Raw genomic sequence first — 13,566 nt, forward strand, 5'->3', positions numbered from 1 at the left:
TCAGCCCTTGGCCCCGAGGTCGACCGCCCACGGGTAGCCCATGTGCACCTGAGAGGCGGGCGGGCCGGTCACCTTGCCGCCGAGCACGACCGCGTTGGGCACCTCGACCAGCGAGATCCACACCATGTCGGCGGTGAACATCTTCTGCAGCTCGATGACGTCCTTGGCGCGGGCGGCGTCGTCGGTCGTCTCCAGTGCCTTGGCCACGAGCTTGTCGTAGTCGGGCGAGCTGTAGCCGACCCAGTTGTTGGACGAGCCGGTCAGGCCGTTGTCGTAGAAGCCGATCGGGTCGGACTTGGTGATGTACCAGTCATCGGGCACGAGATCGACCTGGGCGCGCACCGATTTGTCGGTATAAAAGCTGCCGAACTCCGACGCCGGGACGGTCTTGATCTGTGCCGTCAGCCCGATCTTCTTGGCCGCGTCGACCACCGCGTTGGCGATGACCGTGCGGGCCTGCTCGCCGTTGGTCGCCACGATGATCGGCTCCTTCGGTGACCCGGCCTCCTGCACGAGCTTCTTGGCCTCCTCCAGCCGCGGCGACTCGGGCGCGCCCTGGAGCTCGTCGTAGGCCGCCTGGAAGGCCTGCTTCTCGTACGACCACGCCCCGGCCCCGACCGGCACCTTCCACGGCCTGGCCAGCCCGGCGAACCCGGACTTCGCGATCCCGGCCCGGTCCACGGCCAGCGACAGCGCCCGGCGGATCTTCGGGTCCTTCATCAGCCCCCGATCGGTCGGCAGCAGCACGAACACCCGCGTGGTCGGGCCGTAGGCGACGGTGACCGCCGGGTTGGACTGCAGCGCGGCGGCCGGCCCGGTCTCTGAGAGGTACGCCCCCTGCGCCTCCCCCGTCACCAGGCTGTTGACCAGTGCCGTCTCCTCCGCCCACCGGAACGTGACGCTCTTGGTGAGCGGCTTGACGTCCTTGTTCCAGTACGCGTCGTAGCGCTCGATGGTGATCCGGCTGCCGGACGTCCACTCCTTGAGCCGGTAGGGCCCGCTGCAGGCGTCCTCGTGCCCCGGCGTGCCGTACTCCTTGCCGAACTTCTCCACGGTCTCCTTGTCGAGCACGATGCCCGCGCCGCCGGCGAGGGCCTGGACGAACAGCGCGTTGGGCTTCTTGAACGCGATCGTGACCTGCTGGTCGCCGGTCTTGGTGACGGATTCGACGTCCTCGAACTCGTCGGACTCGTCCATGCCCTCGCCCGCGTGCCGCTTCAGGCTCCACACCACGTCGTCGGCCGTCACCGGGGAGCCGTCGTGGAACGTGGCGTCCTGGCGCAGCGTGAGCACCATGGTCTTGGGGTCGGGCTGCTCGGCCTTCTCCGCCAGCCACGGCTTGACCGTCATGTCGGGCTGGGTCTGCATGAGGCGCTCGCAGACGTTGGCCAGGATCGTGCGGTTGTTGGTGCCGCCGTCGGCGTCCAGGTCGAGAGTGCCGGGCTCCTCGTCGAGCATCCAGACAGCGCTGTCGAGCGGGCCGGCGGCCTTGGCGGTGCGGTCGACCAGCGTGAGCTTGGCCGGGTCGGGGGCCTTGGTGGTGGCGGCCGGCCCGCCGCAGGCCGCGGTGAGCCCGATCAGCCCTGCGAGGGCGAGTGTCTTCTTCACCGGTCACCTACAGCGTGGACGCCCCGTCCATCGGAGCGGGGAGGAAACGCGAAACGGTGGGTCACTTGAAACTCCCAATAGTGTCAGTGGCGGTGGGTAATCTTCTGGTCATGTCCCGTTACCGGCTGCAGCCCACACTCGCTCAGGAAGCGGCGCTGGCCGAGCACTGCGGGCACGCCCGGTTCATCTGGAATCTGGCGGTGGAGCAGCATGAGTATTGGCGGCCGGGCCGAAAAAGCGCGCCCGGGTTCGCCGAGCAATGCCGCCAGCTGACCGAAGCGCGGGCGCAGTTCGCCTGGCTGCGGGCAGGGTCGATCACCGTCCAGCAGCAGGCGCTGAAGGACTTCGCCCAGGCGATGGCCAACTTCTTCGCCGGCACCCACCGCAAGCCGACATGGCGCAAGCGAGGGCAAGGGGACGGATTTCGCATCGTCGGCAAACGAGGCCTGCATTGGGATGTGCGCCGCGTCTCCCGCAACGTGGGCGAGGTGAGGATCCCCAAGGTGGGATGGGTGCGGTTCCGCTGGTCCCGCGCTGTCCCCGAAGGCGTCAAGTCGTTCCGGATCACCCGCGACCCGGCCGGTCGCTGGCATGTGGCCTTCGCCGCCATCCCTGACCCGATCCCGGCGCCGGGCACAGGCGCGGTGGTCGGGGTGGACCGGGGCGTGGCGGTCAGCGCGGCGCTGTCCACAGGCGAGATGTTGAACGCTCCCACCCTGCGCGAGACGGAGAGGCGGCGTCTGGCGCGGCTGCTGCGCAAGCCGGCCAGGGCCAAGCGTGGATCGATCCGTCGTGCCAGGGTCAAGCGGGCCATCGCCCGCCTGCGGGGACGTGAGACGGACCGGCGCAAGGACTGGGTGGAAAAGACCTCCACCGATCTGGCCCGCCGCTTCGATGTGATCGCCGTGGAAGATTTGAAGATCCGGAACATGACGCGGTCGGCGAGGGGCACCCGTGCCGAACCCGGCCGGAACGTCCGGCAGAAGGCCGGTCTCAACCGGGGAATCCTGGCGTCTGGTTGGGGCCGGCTCGTCGAGCGACTGGAGCACAAAGCTCCTGGCCGGGTCGTGAAGGTCCATGCTGCGTACACGAGTCAGCGGTGCTCGGCGTGCGGGATCGTGGATCGGGAGGCGCGCGAGAGCCAAGCCGTCTTCCGCTGTCGGTCCTGCGGATATGCCTGCAACGCCGATGTGAACGCGGCCGGCAACATCGAACAGGCGGCAGGGCATGCCGTGTCTGCGCGGGAAGGGCCATGGGTTGCCGGGCCGGTGCACCGCGAACCTCAACCTGTCCTCCTCTCAGCTTGAGTGGATGGGTGGGAATCCCCCTCATTTGCCGAGGGGGAGGATGTCAAGGGGTCACTTCTCCATGGGGCCCGTCGTAGAGGTTCCATGGCACGCGCTCGTACTCGTGGTCGCAGGGCGTGCCGGCCGCGATCAAGTAGTCGCCCGAGGTGAGGTCGACGCAGCTCGACAGCAGGGTCGCCCACCGCTTGACGGCGGGCTGGGTGAGATCGGGATGGGTGCAGAGGGACTCGGGGTAGCCCAGGTGGTCGGACATGGCGAGCTTGATCCGCTTGCGGGCCTCGTCGGTCCCGGACGCCTCGCGTACGGCCCGCAGCCCGCCCTCGGCCCTCGGCACGCGGAACAGCGAGTCAGCGGAGCCGGGGCGGTAGGTCGCGGCGAGTTGCGGCGGCACGAACGCCTGGTAATGGTTGCCGTGGACGAGCAGGCCCCCGGTCGGATACATCCACCCGACCGCGCCCGGCGTGGTCTCCAGGTCGATCGCGAACCCTTCGCGGTGGGTGATCAGCGCGTTGCTGGCGATGTGGGCCCGGGACTTGGTCAGCGCCTCCAGCGCGGCGTTGAGGTTGTCGCTGTCGAGCACCCGGCGCCTGATCAGCGTCTGCGGCACGCCGACGGCGTCGTCGAAGCGGCCGCCGAGCCCGTTGGCGTTGAGCGCGATGCCTGCCGAGTTGGCCCCCTGCCGCCCGACCTGCCCCGCCTCCACATGCATGATCACCGTCGGCTTGCCGGGCTGGACGACCCTGAGCACCATCAGCGTGTCCGACACGCCGTCGCGCCAGTCCCAGTTCTGGCCCGCGTACACGTGGCCGTCGCCGGAGGCCTCCCCCATCAGCGCGAAGGACGTGCACCCCTCCGGCTCCATGGTGCTGAACGTGGTGTCGTAGATGATCTCGCCCCGGGCGTTGAGCGCGAGGACGTCCAGGAACCCGACGCCCGCGCCCTCCGCGATGCCCTCCATCTCCTCCACCAGCTCCGGTGCGAACGCCTTGCTGGGCTCCACCCAGCCGGCCGCGCGCCCGGCGACCTGCTCCCAGGTCAGGCCGCTGGAGTGCGCGAACGCCTCGGCGTAGTAGGCCAGCGCGCGCTGGACGCGGTCGCGGGCCTGCTCACCGTATTGACGCCCGCGCTCGCGCGGGGAACCGGAGATCTCGACGAGAGGCAGGGATGTGAGGCTCAATGGTGCTCCTTGGACCGGCCGGGGCCCTGTAACGTTCGTTTCGGGAGGCGGCGAGTCTTGTAGCGGTCGTTTCCAAGCAAGAGTAATGAGCGCTACAGAGGAGTCAAGAAGCGTAATGGAAAATTCACACAGTCCGATCGAGCAGCTCAGGGCCATGGTCCGGCAGCTGTGGGAGGAGTTGTCGCCCGCTGAGCGGGCCGTGTGTCACTATTTGATCTCCGCCTCGCCCGAGCAGATCCTCTTCGCCAGTGCCCAGGAGCTGGGCAACGCGACGGGCACCAGCAACGCCACCGTGGTGCGCACGATGCAGCGGCTGGGCTTCGGCGGCCTGCCGGGGCTGAAGCGGGCGCTGGCGGCCGAGTTCACCTCGGCGGTGGCCCCGGACGTGCGCCTGCGGCAGCGCATCAGCCATGTCGGCCAGGACCTGACGGGCATCTGGGAGCGGGTCTTCGACGAGGCCCGCGAGCGGGTCGACCACTGCCGGCGGCTGATCGACGCGGAGGCGTTCAAGAAGGCGGTGGAGCTGCTGGTCAACGCGCCCGCGGCGCTGGTGTTCGGCACCGGCGCCTCGGAGCCGGCCGCCCGCCACCTGGCTCTGAAACTGGGCCGCCGCGGGCATCGCGTGCGCGCCACCGCGGCGACGGGCTTCTCGCTGGCCGACGACCTGCTCTGGCTGGGCCACGGCGAGGTGCTGGTCATCTTCCAGCCCGGCCGCAGGCTCAAGGAGATCACCGTGCTGATCGACCGGGCCCACGCGGTGGGCGCGGGCATCGTGCTGATCTCCGACGAGCTCGGCGGCGAGTTCGCCGAGCGCGTCAACGCGGTCCTGGCGGCCCCGCACACGCCCACCGGCATCACGGCCGAGCCGCTGACCGGCATCATCGTGGCCGACGCGCTGCTGCTGGCCCTCGACTCGCTCGACGAGTCCCGCTCGGTCGAGCACTCACACCAGCTGAGCGCGCTCCGCGAACAACTGCTCGGTCCCAGATTCCGCTAGCCTCACCCTGGTCACTCCCGCGTTCTCGAAAGGTGTGCTCGTGATCGGCTGGCTGGAAGCGGTGGTGCTGGGGTTGGTCCAGGGGCTCACGGAGTTCCTGCCGATCTCCTCCAGCGCCCACATCCGCGTGGTCTCCGCTTTCGCCGGATGGCAGGACCCTGGGGCGGCGTTCACGGCGGTGATCCAGATCGGCACGGAGACGGCCGTGATCATCTACTTCCGCAAGGAGATCTGGGAGATCATCTCCACCTGGACCAGATCCTTGTGGAACAAGGAGCTGCGCAGCCACTGGGCGGCCCGCATGGGCTGGTACGTCATCGTCGGCACGCTCCCGATCGGCGTGCTGGGCCTGGTGCTGAAGGACCAGATCGAGACCGTCTTCCGTGACCTGCGCGTGGTGGGCACCACGCTGATCGTCTTCGCCCTGATCCTGTGGTTCGCCGACCGCACCGCCCGCAACAAGCTCACCCTGGAGAAGCACCTCAGCTTCACCCACGCCATCGTGTACGGCTTCGCCCAGGCGCTCGCCCTGATCCCCGGCGTGTCCCGCTCGGGCGGCACCACGACCGCGGGCCTGCTGCTCGACTACCGCCGGGAGGACGCCGCCAAATACTCGTTCCTGCTGGCCATCCCGGCCGTCCTGGCCTCAGGACTGTTCGAGCTGAGCGAGATCGGCGAAGAGGCTGCGCCGGCGTGGGGGCCGACCATCCTCGCCACGATCATCTCGTTCATCGTCGGTTACCTGGCGGTGGCCTGGTTCCTCCGGTACATCAGCACCCACCGCTTCACCGGCTTCGTGATCTACCGGATCGCGCTCGGGTTCTTCGTCATACTCGCGGTCACGGCCGGCTGGATCCCGCCGCTGGGGTAGTACGCCGCCCACGCCTCGTCGCCCATCCTGAGGATCTTCAGCCCCGTCCAGCCGAGGGCGACGACGGGGGCGGCCCAGAACGGCACGGTCGCGGGGCCGTACGGGACCGCGAAGGACCCGAGATAGCCGGCGGCCACGACGAGCGGCACCCACCAGTGCACGAACCCGGCCCGCCACACCACGACCATGAGCACCGGCAACCCGAAGAGCCCGAAGAACATCCACGGGAGCTGGAAGCCGAAGACCACGCCGGGCAGGCCCATCATCTCGTCGAAGATCTTCGTCGCCTGCTCGGCGGAGTAGCGCTGTCCCAGCCACCACTCCACGGGATCCCCCATGAGGAGGGCCGACAGGGAGAGATAGCCGATGATCGTCAGCCCGCCCGCCACGTGGCCTAGTGCCGTGGCCCGGCGCCTGGTCAGATGCACCAGGCCGAGCACGGCGACGGCCATGAGCATCCAGCTCCAGTGGTAGAGGACGGACTGGGTCTGGGCGAGCGCGGGATTGTCGCCGAAGCTCACGGCCTCGCGGTCGTCCCCCCAGGTGCCCGGGTCGACGGCGACGGCGACGGCCTGGAGCAGCGGGGCCACGATCAGCAGGACGCCCGCTGTGACACGGCGGAAGGTCACCTGGTCTTTCAACATGAGCTGACGGTAAGCGGCGGCCGTCCGCGCCGTCGTCCGCCTGCGGGACGACCGCGTGTCCACTGCTGGGTGGAGAAGATCACGCGGCGGGACGGTCACGGCCGGCCCGCAGGGCACTGTCCGCGCCCCCGCACTCCACCAGGTCCGACTTCGCTCTGGGGCTTCGCTGGCACGCGCTGCTGGAGTCCGGCGAGGCCCGCGACCTGGTGACGACCTCGTCCCGGGCGCTGGAGGCCCGGCGGACGGCGATCGCCGCCGGACGGGAGGCCAAGGCGGGGCTGTCGCCGCCGGCCGACGCCCTGTTCGAGAACGCCGAGGCCCACCTGGCCGCCGACGCGAAACTCCTGGAGGACATCCAGCGCCTGCTGGACCACTAGGCAGCTGGGACACAGGACCGATTGCGCCCGGCGAGCGGCCGGACCGAAATGATCTAAGAGGTCCTTATCAATACAATGAGTGACCGACTGGATACGGAGGGTAGGTTCACGACGGTTCCAACTAGAAAGGACGGCTCATGGAGCAGCAGCAAGCCCAGCAGGTCGAGCAGCAGTTGCGGCAGAACTGGCAGCAGATCCGATACCGGATTCTGGACCAGTTCGCGGAGGTCAGCCGAGTGGACCTCGACTTCGCCCGCAACGTCAACGATCTGATCGAGCGGATCGCCGACAAGTCGCACCACTCCACGCGGTACGTCGAGACGCGACTGCTCGAACTCGTCGGCGTCGGAGGCACGCCGCAGGGGCAGCAGTTCGGCACGCCCATGGGGGGGACGGGCCAGCAGGGCACACAGCAGCAGGGCGGTCAGCCGTTCGGGGGCGCCCAGTAACGCCGCGAGCCCGTAGGAGATAAGACGATGCGCTGGTCAGGTGAGACAGATGCGGTCGATATCGCACACGTCCCTGGCCAGTGCATCGGGCGGGCGCCTCTGGGGGTGAGGCGGCCGGCCCCGGCCGCCAGGATGACGACTCGGGATCAGATGGGCAACATCGACCGGTATTCCAGCAGATCGTCGATCAGAGTGGCGACGGCCTGATCCCGGGGCATCTGCCGCAGTTCGGCCAGCATCTCATCCACCTGGGCGAGCGTCGGCCGACCATCGACCGACGCGGCCAGAGTCACCAGTCTGCTCACGGAACCTCCAGGGTAGTTTGTCCGCTTAAAGTCTTAAATATACCATTTTTTGCGTTCGGGTGGCATCGATGGCCTCGACGTGGGGTCACCTAGTAGTCGGTGAGAACGCGATGGCCCACAGCGCGAGGGATGCGCCTTGCGAAATGTGGCGAAGGTCACTCTGGACGGCACCCGCCGCGACGCCCGGCAGGACCAGGCCGTCGAGCCGCCGGCCTCGATGCCCGCCGACGTGCTCGCCGCCGCCATCGCGCCGAATCTCGAGCGTTACCTGACGGGCACGCTCTCCCTGGAGGAGATCGCCGCCTCGCGGTAGGTCGCCACCGTGAACAGCAGCGCCGCCAGCCCGAGCCCGGTGGCCAGCACGATCACGCCCGCCCGGCCGTACCAGTCGAGTGCCGCGCCGCCGGCCAGCCCCGCCACGAACAGCCCGAGGTACTGCGCGGACGACAGCAGGCCCAGCCCGATCGACACGTTGTCCGGCACCGCGGCGACGGTCCTGAACTGCTGGGCGGGCGCCATCAGCCAGCCGAGCGCGCCCCACAGGAACGCCCAGCCGAGCGCGACGGGCAACGCCAGGTTCGCGACGGGGATGAGGGCCATGAAGAGGGTGGACGCGGCCAGGCTTGCCAGGATCATCCTGCGGGGGCCGTACGCGTCGGTGAGGCGCCCGCCGAGCTGATTGCCCACGATGCCGCCGAGTCCCCACGCCCACAACACGGCGGGCAACGGCAGATCGAACAGCGACCCTATGTAGGTGTACGCGGTGAACCCCGCCGCGAACATCAGCAACTGCGTCGCCAGCACCGCCAGCACCCGCCGGTCGCCCAGCGGCGTGAAACGCTCCTTCAGCCGGCCCGACACCGGGATCCGGGCGTCGGGCACCACGGCCGCCACCCAGGCGAGCCCGACCACCCCGAGCCCCACCACCAGCCAGAGCGTGGCCCGCCAGCTCATGGCCGTCCCCAGCCAGGTGCCGAGCGGCACGCCGATCGCGGAGGACACGCTCAGCCCGCCCATCACCAGCGCCAGCGCGCGGCCGCGACGCTCGGGCGCGGTGAGCGCGGTCGCCACGCCCGACGCGGTCGGCGTGAACATCGCCGCCCCCGCCGCGGCGATCACCCGGGTGGCCAGAACCAGCGGGTACGTCGGGGCGAGCGCGGTCAGCACGTTGCCCAGCACGAAGATCCCCATGGCCAGCAGCAACAACCGCTTGCGCGACAGGCGCGCGGTCAGGGCGGCCAGGAGAGGCGACAGCACCGCGTACGCCAGCGCGAACACCGTCATCAGCTGCCCGGCCGCCGGCAATGAGATCGCCAGATCCGCCGAGATGGGCGGCAGCAGCCCGGCGGTCACGAACATGCCCGTACCGATCGCGAAATTTCCGACAGCCAAGGGGTAGAGCCGCGACCTCATGAAGCCTCCAGAAAGGTTGGATGCCCATCAAATTGTCTTATAGTTGGATCGTTGTCAAACAATAAGACGGAGGTAGGGTTTCACCCATGCGCCTGCTACCGCATCCCGCCACCGAGGACATCGAGCTCACCGAGGTCCTGCGGGCGCTGGCCGACCCCGTCCGGCTGGAGATCGTCGCCCGGCTGTCCGTGGCCGGCGAGATGACCTGCACCGTCGCCGGTGACGACCTCGGGGTGCACAAATCGACCGCCTCGCACCACTACCGGACGCTGCGCGAGGCGGGCGTGGTCCTGACCAAGCAGGTGGGCCGGCTCAAGTACATGAGCCTGCGCCGCGCCGACCTGGACGCCCGCTTCCCGGGCCTGCTCGACTCGATCCTGCGCGCGACACTGCATCCCGCCTTGACCGGCGACCGGCACTGAACCGGACAACACGCCCATGTCCCGTCCCGACGCGCTGCCCATCCGGCATGTCCTGTCCGAACTGCTCGCCGTGCTCGACCGGCACGGCGCCGCTGTGCTGACCGCCCCGCCGGGCACCGGCAAAACGACCGTCGTGCCGCTGGCGCTGGCCGCGGCCGGGATGCGGGTGCTGGTGGCCGAGCCGCGGCGGCTGGCCGTACGGGCGGCGGCCAGGCGGATGGGCGTGAGCTACACGATCCGCGGCGAGCGTCACACCGGAGCGAATCCGATGGTCGAGGTGGTCACGACCGGGGTGCTGCTCCAGCGGCTCCAGCGGGACCAGGAACTGGCCGGGGTGGACGCGGTCATGCTGGACGAGTGCCACGAGCGGCACCTGGACGCGGACACGGCGCTGGCGTTCCTGCTCGACGTGCGCGAGACGCTCCGCCCCGACCTGCGTCTCATCGCCACCTCCGCCACCGCCGACGCCGCCCCGTGGTCCCGCCTCCTCGGCGGCCCGGTCGTGGCGGCGACCGGCACCACGCACCCGGTCGAGACCGTCTGGGCCCCGCCCCCGCGCCCGGTGGCGCCGCCGCACGGCCTGCGCGTCGATCCCGCGTTCCTGTCCCACGTGGCCTCGGTGGTACGCCGCGCCCTGGCCGAGCGTGAGGGTGACGTGCTGTGCTTCCTGCCGGGCGTGGGCGAGATCGCCAAGGTGGCGGCGATGCTGGCCGGCGTCTCCACGGACGTCCTCCAGGTGCACGGTCAGGCTCCGGCGCACGTCCAGGACGCCATCCTGTCCCCCGGCGTGACCCGCCGCGTGGTGCTGGCCACGTCCGTCGCCGAGTCGAGCCTGACCGTTCCCGGTGTCCGGGTGGTCGTGGACTCCGGGCTGGCCCGCGAGCCGCGTACCGACCATGCCCGCGGCCTCGGATCCCTCACCACGGTCCGGGCTTCGAAGGCGGCGGCCGGCCAGCGCGCGGGGCGGGCCGGCCGTGAGGCCCCCGGCACGGTGTACCGGTGCTGGGCGGCGGCCGAGCACGAGCGGCTCGCCGACCACCCGCGCCCGGAGATCGCGCTCGCGGACCTGACCGGGTTCGCGTTGCAGGCGGCCTGCTGGGGCGATCCCGACGCCTCCGGCTTGGCGCTCCTGGATCCGCCTCCGGCGGCCGCGATGTCCGCCGCCACCCGCACGCTGGGTGAGCTCGGCGCGCTCGGGGAGGACGCGAGGGTGACGGGGCGTGGCCGGCGGATGGCGCTCGCCGGCGTGCACCCGCGCCTGGCCAGGGCCCTGCTCGACCTCGGCCCGCGCGCCGCCGAGGTGGTGGCGCTCCTGTCCGAGCAGTTGCCCCGCGACGCGGGCGACGACCTGGCGGAAATCTGGCGTACGGCCCGCCGCGGCGGCACCGGCTTCGCCGCCCGCTGGCGCCAGGAGGCCCAGCGCCTGCGGCGAACGGCAAGCCAGGCATATCAGGACACCACCATGCCCGCACCGGACGTGCCGGATGACGTGCTGGCCGGGATGGCCGTGGCGCTGGCGTTTCCCGAGCGGGTGGCGCGGCGCAGGGGCGGCGGGTACCTCATGGCCTCCGGCACCCAGGCCCAGCTCCCCGAGGGCTCAAGGCTGCAGAGCGCGCAGTGGCTGGCCATCGCGGTCGCCGACCGCCCCACCGGATCGGCGTCGGCCCGCGTCCGGCAGGCGGTCGTGATCGACGAGGACATCGCCAGGCTGGCCCACCCCACGACCCTCGAGGACGAGGTCGAATGGCGGGTCCCGCCGGGCGAGCGTCGCGGAGACGTGTCCGCCCGCACGGTCGAGCGCCTGGGCGCCATCGAGCTGTCGTCCACCCCGCTCAAGGACGCCGACGTCCGCGCGGCCATCTTGTACGGCCTCCGCACGGAAGACGTCCTGACCTGGACAAAACAGGCCAAAGACCTCAAGGAGCGCCTGGCCTTCTGCCATCGCGCGATCGGCGACCCGTGGCCGTCCATGGACGATCTCATCGACCTGGCCGACCGGTGGCTGGAGCCCGAGCTGTCGAGGGCCCGCCGCCGCGCCGACCTGGAGCGCATCGACGTCGCCCAGGCGCTGAAACGCCTGATCCCGTGGAGCGAACGCCTGGACGAGACGGCCCCGGAGCGCATCGAGGTGCCGAGCGGCTCCCGTGTCCGCGTCGACTACACGGGCGAGCAGCCGGTGCTGGCGGTGAAGCTGCAGGAGTTGTTCGGCTGGCAGGAGACGCCCAGGATCGCCGGCGTGCCCGTCCTGGTGCACCTGCTCTCCCCCGCGGGCCGCCCGGTCGCGGTCACCGCGGACCTGGCGTCGTTCTGGCGCGACGCCTACCGTTCCGTACGCGCGGAACTCCGCGGCCGCTACCCGAAACACCCGTGGCCGGAAGATCCGCTGACGGCCATCCCCACGAACCGGACGCGCAGATGACCATCACCGCGCCGGCCGCCTGGGAGATGCGCGTGTGGCTGAAGGGCTAGAGGCGTTACCACGCTGTTCTCGCCACGCGGTGCGAAAAGCTGCACACTCTAGTCATGTTGTGGGCAGGCAGAACCGCCATCGAGATCGCGACGGCCGTCCGGCACGGCGATGTCTCGGCCACGACGGTCGTCGAGGAGCACCTTCACACCATCTCCCAACGGGATCCCCAGGTGGGGGCGTTCCGGCTGGTCAGGGGGCAGGCCGTTGATGAGGCCCGGGCCGTGCACAAACGCCGGGACCTGGCGGAGCTGCCGCTCGCCGGCGTGCCGGTGGCCGTCAAGGACAACCTGGAGGTCGCCGGGGAGTCCACCCGCGGCGGGTCGGCCGGGACCTCCGACGCGCCCGCGGTCGAGGACCACGAGACGGTCGCGCGGCTGCGGGCGGCGGGCGCGGTGATCGTCGGCTTGACCAACATGCCCGAGCTGGGGCTGGCCGCGTTCGGCGACAGCGCGTACGGCATCGTGCGCAACCCGTGGAACCCGGAGCGCACGCCGGGCGGCTCGTCGTCGGGCAGCGCCGCCGCCGTGGCGGCCGGCATGGTGCCGATCGCGCTCGGCACCGACGGCATGGGCTCGTTGCGCATCCCGGCGGCGGCCTGCGGCGTGCTGGCCATCAAGCCGGGCCACGGCCTGGTGCCCGCGCCGTCCGAGGACTGGGACCGGCTGACCGAGAGCGGCCCGCTGGCCACGACCGCGGCCGACCTGTCGCTGGCGTTGTCCGTGCTGGCCGCGGACCCGGCGCTGGCGGAGGCGTGGCGGGGCGGACGGCGGGTCGAGCCGCGGCCGTCCATGCTGCGCTCGGTGTGGGCCGACGACGACGAGGTGTGGGAGCCGCAGCCGCCGCACGACAGCCCGGAGCCGTTCGACCTGCGGGTGGCGTACGCGCCCCAGCCGCTGCCGGTCGGCCTGCCCGTGGACAAGGAGTTCCAGGCCGCGGTGCGGGCGTCGGCCGAGACGTTGCGCGTGGCCGGGCACACGGTGGTGGAGCACGGCGGCAGGCTGCCGTTCTGGCTCGGCCCCGCCACGATCGCCACCTGGCTCGTCCAGGCCGCCGCCACGGCGGACGACCTGGACCGGCGGAGCCTGGAGCGGCGCACCCGGTCGCTGGCTCGCGCGGGCCGGATGCTGGGCAAGCTGAAGCTGGACGGTGTACGCGGCCGCGAGCGGTGGAGCGGCTACCGGGCCGATCAGTGGTTCGGCGAGGCGGACGTGCTGATCACTCCCGCGCTGGGCACCATTCCGCCCAGGGCCGAGCGGTGGGGCGATCGCGGGTTCCTCCGCAACACGCTGGCCAACGTCAGGTTCGCCCCCGCCACGGGCCCCTGGAACATGTGCGGCTGGCCGGCGATCACCGTGTCCATGGCCACGCACTCCAGCGGCCTGCCGATCGGCGTCCAGCTCGTCGCGCCGCCCGGCGGCGAGCCGCTTCTCCTCGGTCTGGCCGCGCAGCTCCAGGCGGCCCACCCTTACGTGCGGCCACCCGGCTATAACTGAGGCTTCTGGCTGTCAGTCGATCTATCTCTTGGA

General features: G+C 70.8%; 14 protein-coding genes. 9 read left to right on the forward strand and 5 right to left on the reverse strand.

Annotated features, from left to right (window positions below; translation table 11 throughout):
• Nucleotides 1–1,608 carry an ABC transporter substrate-binding protein gene (locus tag ACIBX3_RS47025; protein ID WP_397127202.1) on the reverse strand — a complete coding sequence of 536 codons (1,608 nt, stop codon included), beginning with the start codon at nucleotides 1,606–1,608 and terminating at the stop codon, nucleotides 1–3.
• Nucleotides 1,609–1,622: 14 nt separating this feature from the next.
• Here ACIBX3_RS47025 and ACIBX3_RS47030 point away from each other — a divergent pair, with 14 nt between their 5' ends.
• Nucleotides 1,623–2,915 (forward strand): RNA-guided endonuclease InsQ/TnpB family protein, encoded by a 1,293-nt coding sequence (locus tag ACIBX3_RS47030; RefSeq protein ID WP_397127203.1) that lies wholly within the window; start codon nucleotides 1,623–1,625, stop codon nucleotides 2,913–2,915.
• 43 nt (nucleotides 2,916–2,958) lie between these two features.
• Here the strand turns inward: ACIBX3_RS47030 and ACIBX3_RS47035 are convergent, their stop codons facing one another.
• Entirely contained in the window at nucleotides 2,959–4,092 is a 1,134-nt protein-coding gene (locus ACIBX3_RS47035; RefSeq protein WP_397127204.1) for a C45 family autoproteolytic acyltransferase/hydolase, read from the reverse strand.
• Nucleotides 4,093–4,207: 115 nt separating this feature from the next.
• On the opposite strand from ACIBX3_RS47035, the gene ACIBX3_RS47040 reads away from it, so the two are divergent.
• Nucleotides 4,208–5,089, forward strand: a complete 882-nt coding sequence (locus tag ACIBX3_RS47040) for a MurR/RpiR family transcriptional regulator (RefSeq protein WP_397127205.1) — start codon at nucleotides 4,208–4,210, stop codon at nucleotides 5,087–5,089.
• A gap of 40 nt (nucleotides 5,090–5,129) precedes the next feature.
• Nucleotides 5,130–5,960, forward strand: coding sequence for an undecaprenyl-diphosphate phosphatase (locus ACIBX3_RS47045; RefSeq protein WP_397127206.1), 831 nt, complete (start codon nucleotides 5,130–5,132; stop codon nucleotides 5,958–5,960).
• Here ACIBX3_RS47045 and ACIBX3_RS47050 read toward each other — a convergent pair.
• A complete protein-coding gene (locus ACIBX3_RS47050) occupies nucleotides 5,891–6,604 on the reverse strand; it encodes a hypothetical protein (RefSeq protein WP_397127207.1) in 714 nt (237 codons plus the stop codon). The two genes, ACIBX3_RS47045 and ACIBX3_RS47050, sit on opposite strands and share 70 nt — an antisense overlap.
• A 206-nt stretch (nucleotides 6,605–6,810) precedes the next feature.
• Between ACIBX3_RS47050 and ACIBX3_RS47055 the strand changes: the two genes are divergently transcribed.
• Both ACIBX3_RS47055 and ACIBX3_RS47060 read left to right on the forward strand, forming a co-directional pair.
• Entirely contained in the window at nucleotides 6,811–6,981 is a 171-nt protein-coding gene (locus tag ACIBX3_RS47055; protein ID WP_397127208.1) for a hypothetical protein, read from the forward strand.
• Between the two features lie 137 nt (nucleotides 6,982–7,118).
• On the forward strand, nucleotides 7,119–7,430 hold the full coding sequence (locus ACIBX3_RS47060; protein WP_397127209.1) for a hypothetical protein: 312 nt from the start codon (nucleotides 7,119–7,121) through the stop codon (nucleotides 7,428–7,430).
• A gap of 146 nt (nucleotides 7,431–7,576) precedes the next feature.
• On the opposite strand, the gene ACIBX3_RS47065 is transcribed toward ACIBX3_RS47060, so the two are convergent.
• On the reverse strand, nucleotides 7,577–7,735 hold the full coding sequence (locus ACIBX3_RS47065; RefSeq protein WP_397127210.1) for a hypothetical protein: 159 nt from the start codon (nucleotides 7,733–7,735) through the stop codon (nucleotides 7,577–7,579).
• 145 nt (nucleotides 7,736–7,880) lie between these two features.
• On the opposite strand from ACIBX3_RS47065, the gene ACIBX3_RS47070 reads away from it, so the two are divergent.
• The gene (locus ACIBX3_RS47070; RefSeq protein ID WP_397127211.1) at nucleotides 7,881–8,048 is read left to right on the forward strand and encodes a hypothetical protein; all 168 of its coding nucleotides are present in this window, start codon (nucleotides 7,881–7,883) and stop codon (nucleotides 8,046–8,048) included.
• On the opposite strand, the gene ACIBX3_RS47075 is transcribed toward ACIBX3_RS47070, so the two are convergent.
• Nucleotides 8,000–9,148: an MFS transporter gene (locus tag ACIBX3_RS47075; protein ID WP_397127212.1), complete on the reverse strand. Its 1,149-nt coding sequence runs from the start codon at nucleotides 9,146–9,148 to the stop codon at nucleotides 8,000–8,002. The two genes, ACIBX3_RS47070 and ACIBX3_RS47075, sit on opposite strands and share 49 nt — an antisense overlap.
• An 86-nt stretch (nucleotides 9,149–9,234) precedes the next feature.
• On the opposite strand from ACIBX3_RS47075, the gene ACIBX3_RS47080 reads away from it, so the two are divergent.
• The 3 genes from ACIBX3_RS47080 (at nucleotide 9,235) to ACIBX3_RS47090 (ending at nucleotide 13,533) form a co-directional block, all read left to right on the forward strand.
• A complete protein-coding gene (locus tag ACIBX3_RS47080; protein ID WP_397127213.1) occupies nucleotides 9,235–9,570 on the forward strand; it encodes an ArsR/SmtB family transcription factor in 336 nt (111 codons plus the stop codon).
• 16 nt (nucleotides 9,571–9,586) lie between these two features.
• Nucleotides 9,587–11,989, forward strand: coding sequence for an ATP-dependent helicase HrpB (gene hrpB, locus ACIBX3_RS47085; RefSeq protein ID WP_397127214.1), 2,403 nt, complete (start codon nucleotides 9,587–9,589; stop codon nucleotides 11,987–11,989).
• 104 nt (nucleotides 11,990–12,093) lie between these two features.
• Nucleotides 12,094–13,533 carry an amidase gene (locus ACIBX3_RS47090; RefSeq protein WP_397127215.1) on the forward strand — a complete coding sequence of 480 codons (1,440 nt, stop codon included), beginning with the start codon at nucleotides 12,094–12,096 and terminating at the stop codon, nucleotides 13,531–13,533.
• Nucleotides 13,534–13,566 lie beyond the last annotated feature (33 nt).

Source organism: Nonomuraea sp. NPDC049480 (assembly GCF_044465905.1).
In the GTDB taxonomy this organism is placed as follows: domain Bacteria; phylum Actinomycetota; class Actinomycetes; order Streptosporangiales; family Streptosporangiaceae; genus Nonomuraea.

Coding starts and splice junctions, on each gene's coding strand:
- ACIBX3_RS47040 (WP_397127205.1), top strand. CDS start 4,208: ATGGAAAATTCACACAGTCCGATCGAGCAGCTCAGGGCCATGGTCCGG.
- ACIBX3_RS47050 (WP_397127207.1), bottom strand. CDS start 6,604: ATGTTGAAAGACCAGGTGACCTTCCGCCGTGTCACAGCGGGCGTCCTG.
- ACIBX3_RS47060 (WP_397127209.1), top strand. CDS start 7,119: ATGGAGCAGCAGCAAGCCCAGCAGGTCGAGCAGCAGTTGCGGCAGAAC.
- ACIBX3_RS47075 (WP_397127212.1), bottom strand. CDS start 9,148: ATGAGGTCGCGGCTCTACCCCTTGGCTGTCGGAAATTTCGCGATCGGT.
- ACIBX3_RS47080 (WP_397127213.1), top strand. CDS start 9,235: ATGCGCCTGCTACCGCATCCCGCCACCGAGGACATCGAGCTCACCGAG.
- hrpB (WP_397127214.1), top strand. CDS start 9,587: ATGTCCCGTCCCGACGCGCTGCCCATCCGGCATGTCCTGTCCGAACTG.
- ACIBX3_RS47090 (WP_397127215.1), top strand. CDS start 12,094: ATGTTGTGGGCAGGCAGAACCGCCATCGAGATCGCGACGGCCGTCCGG.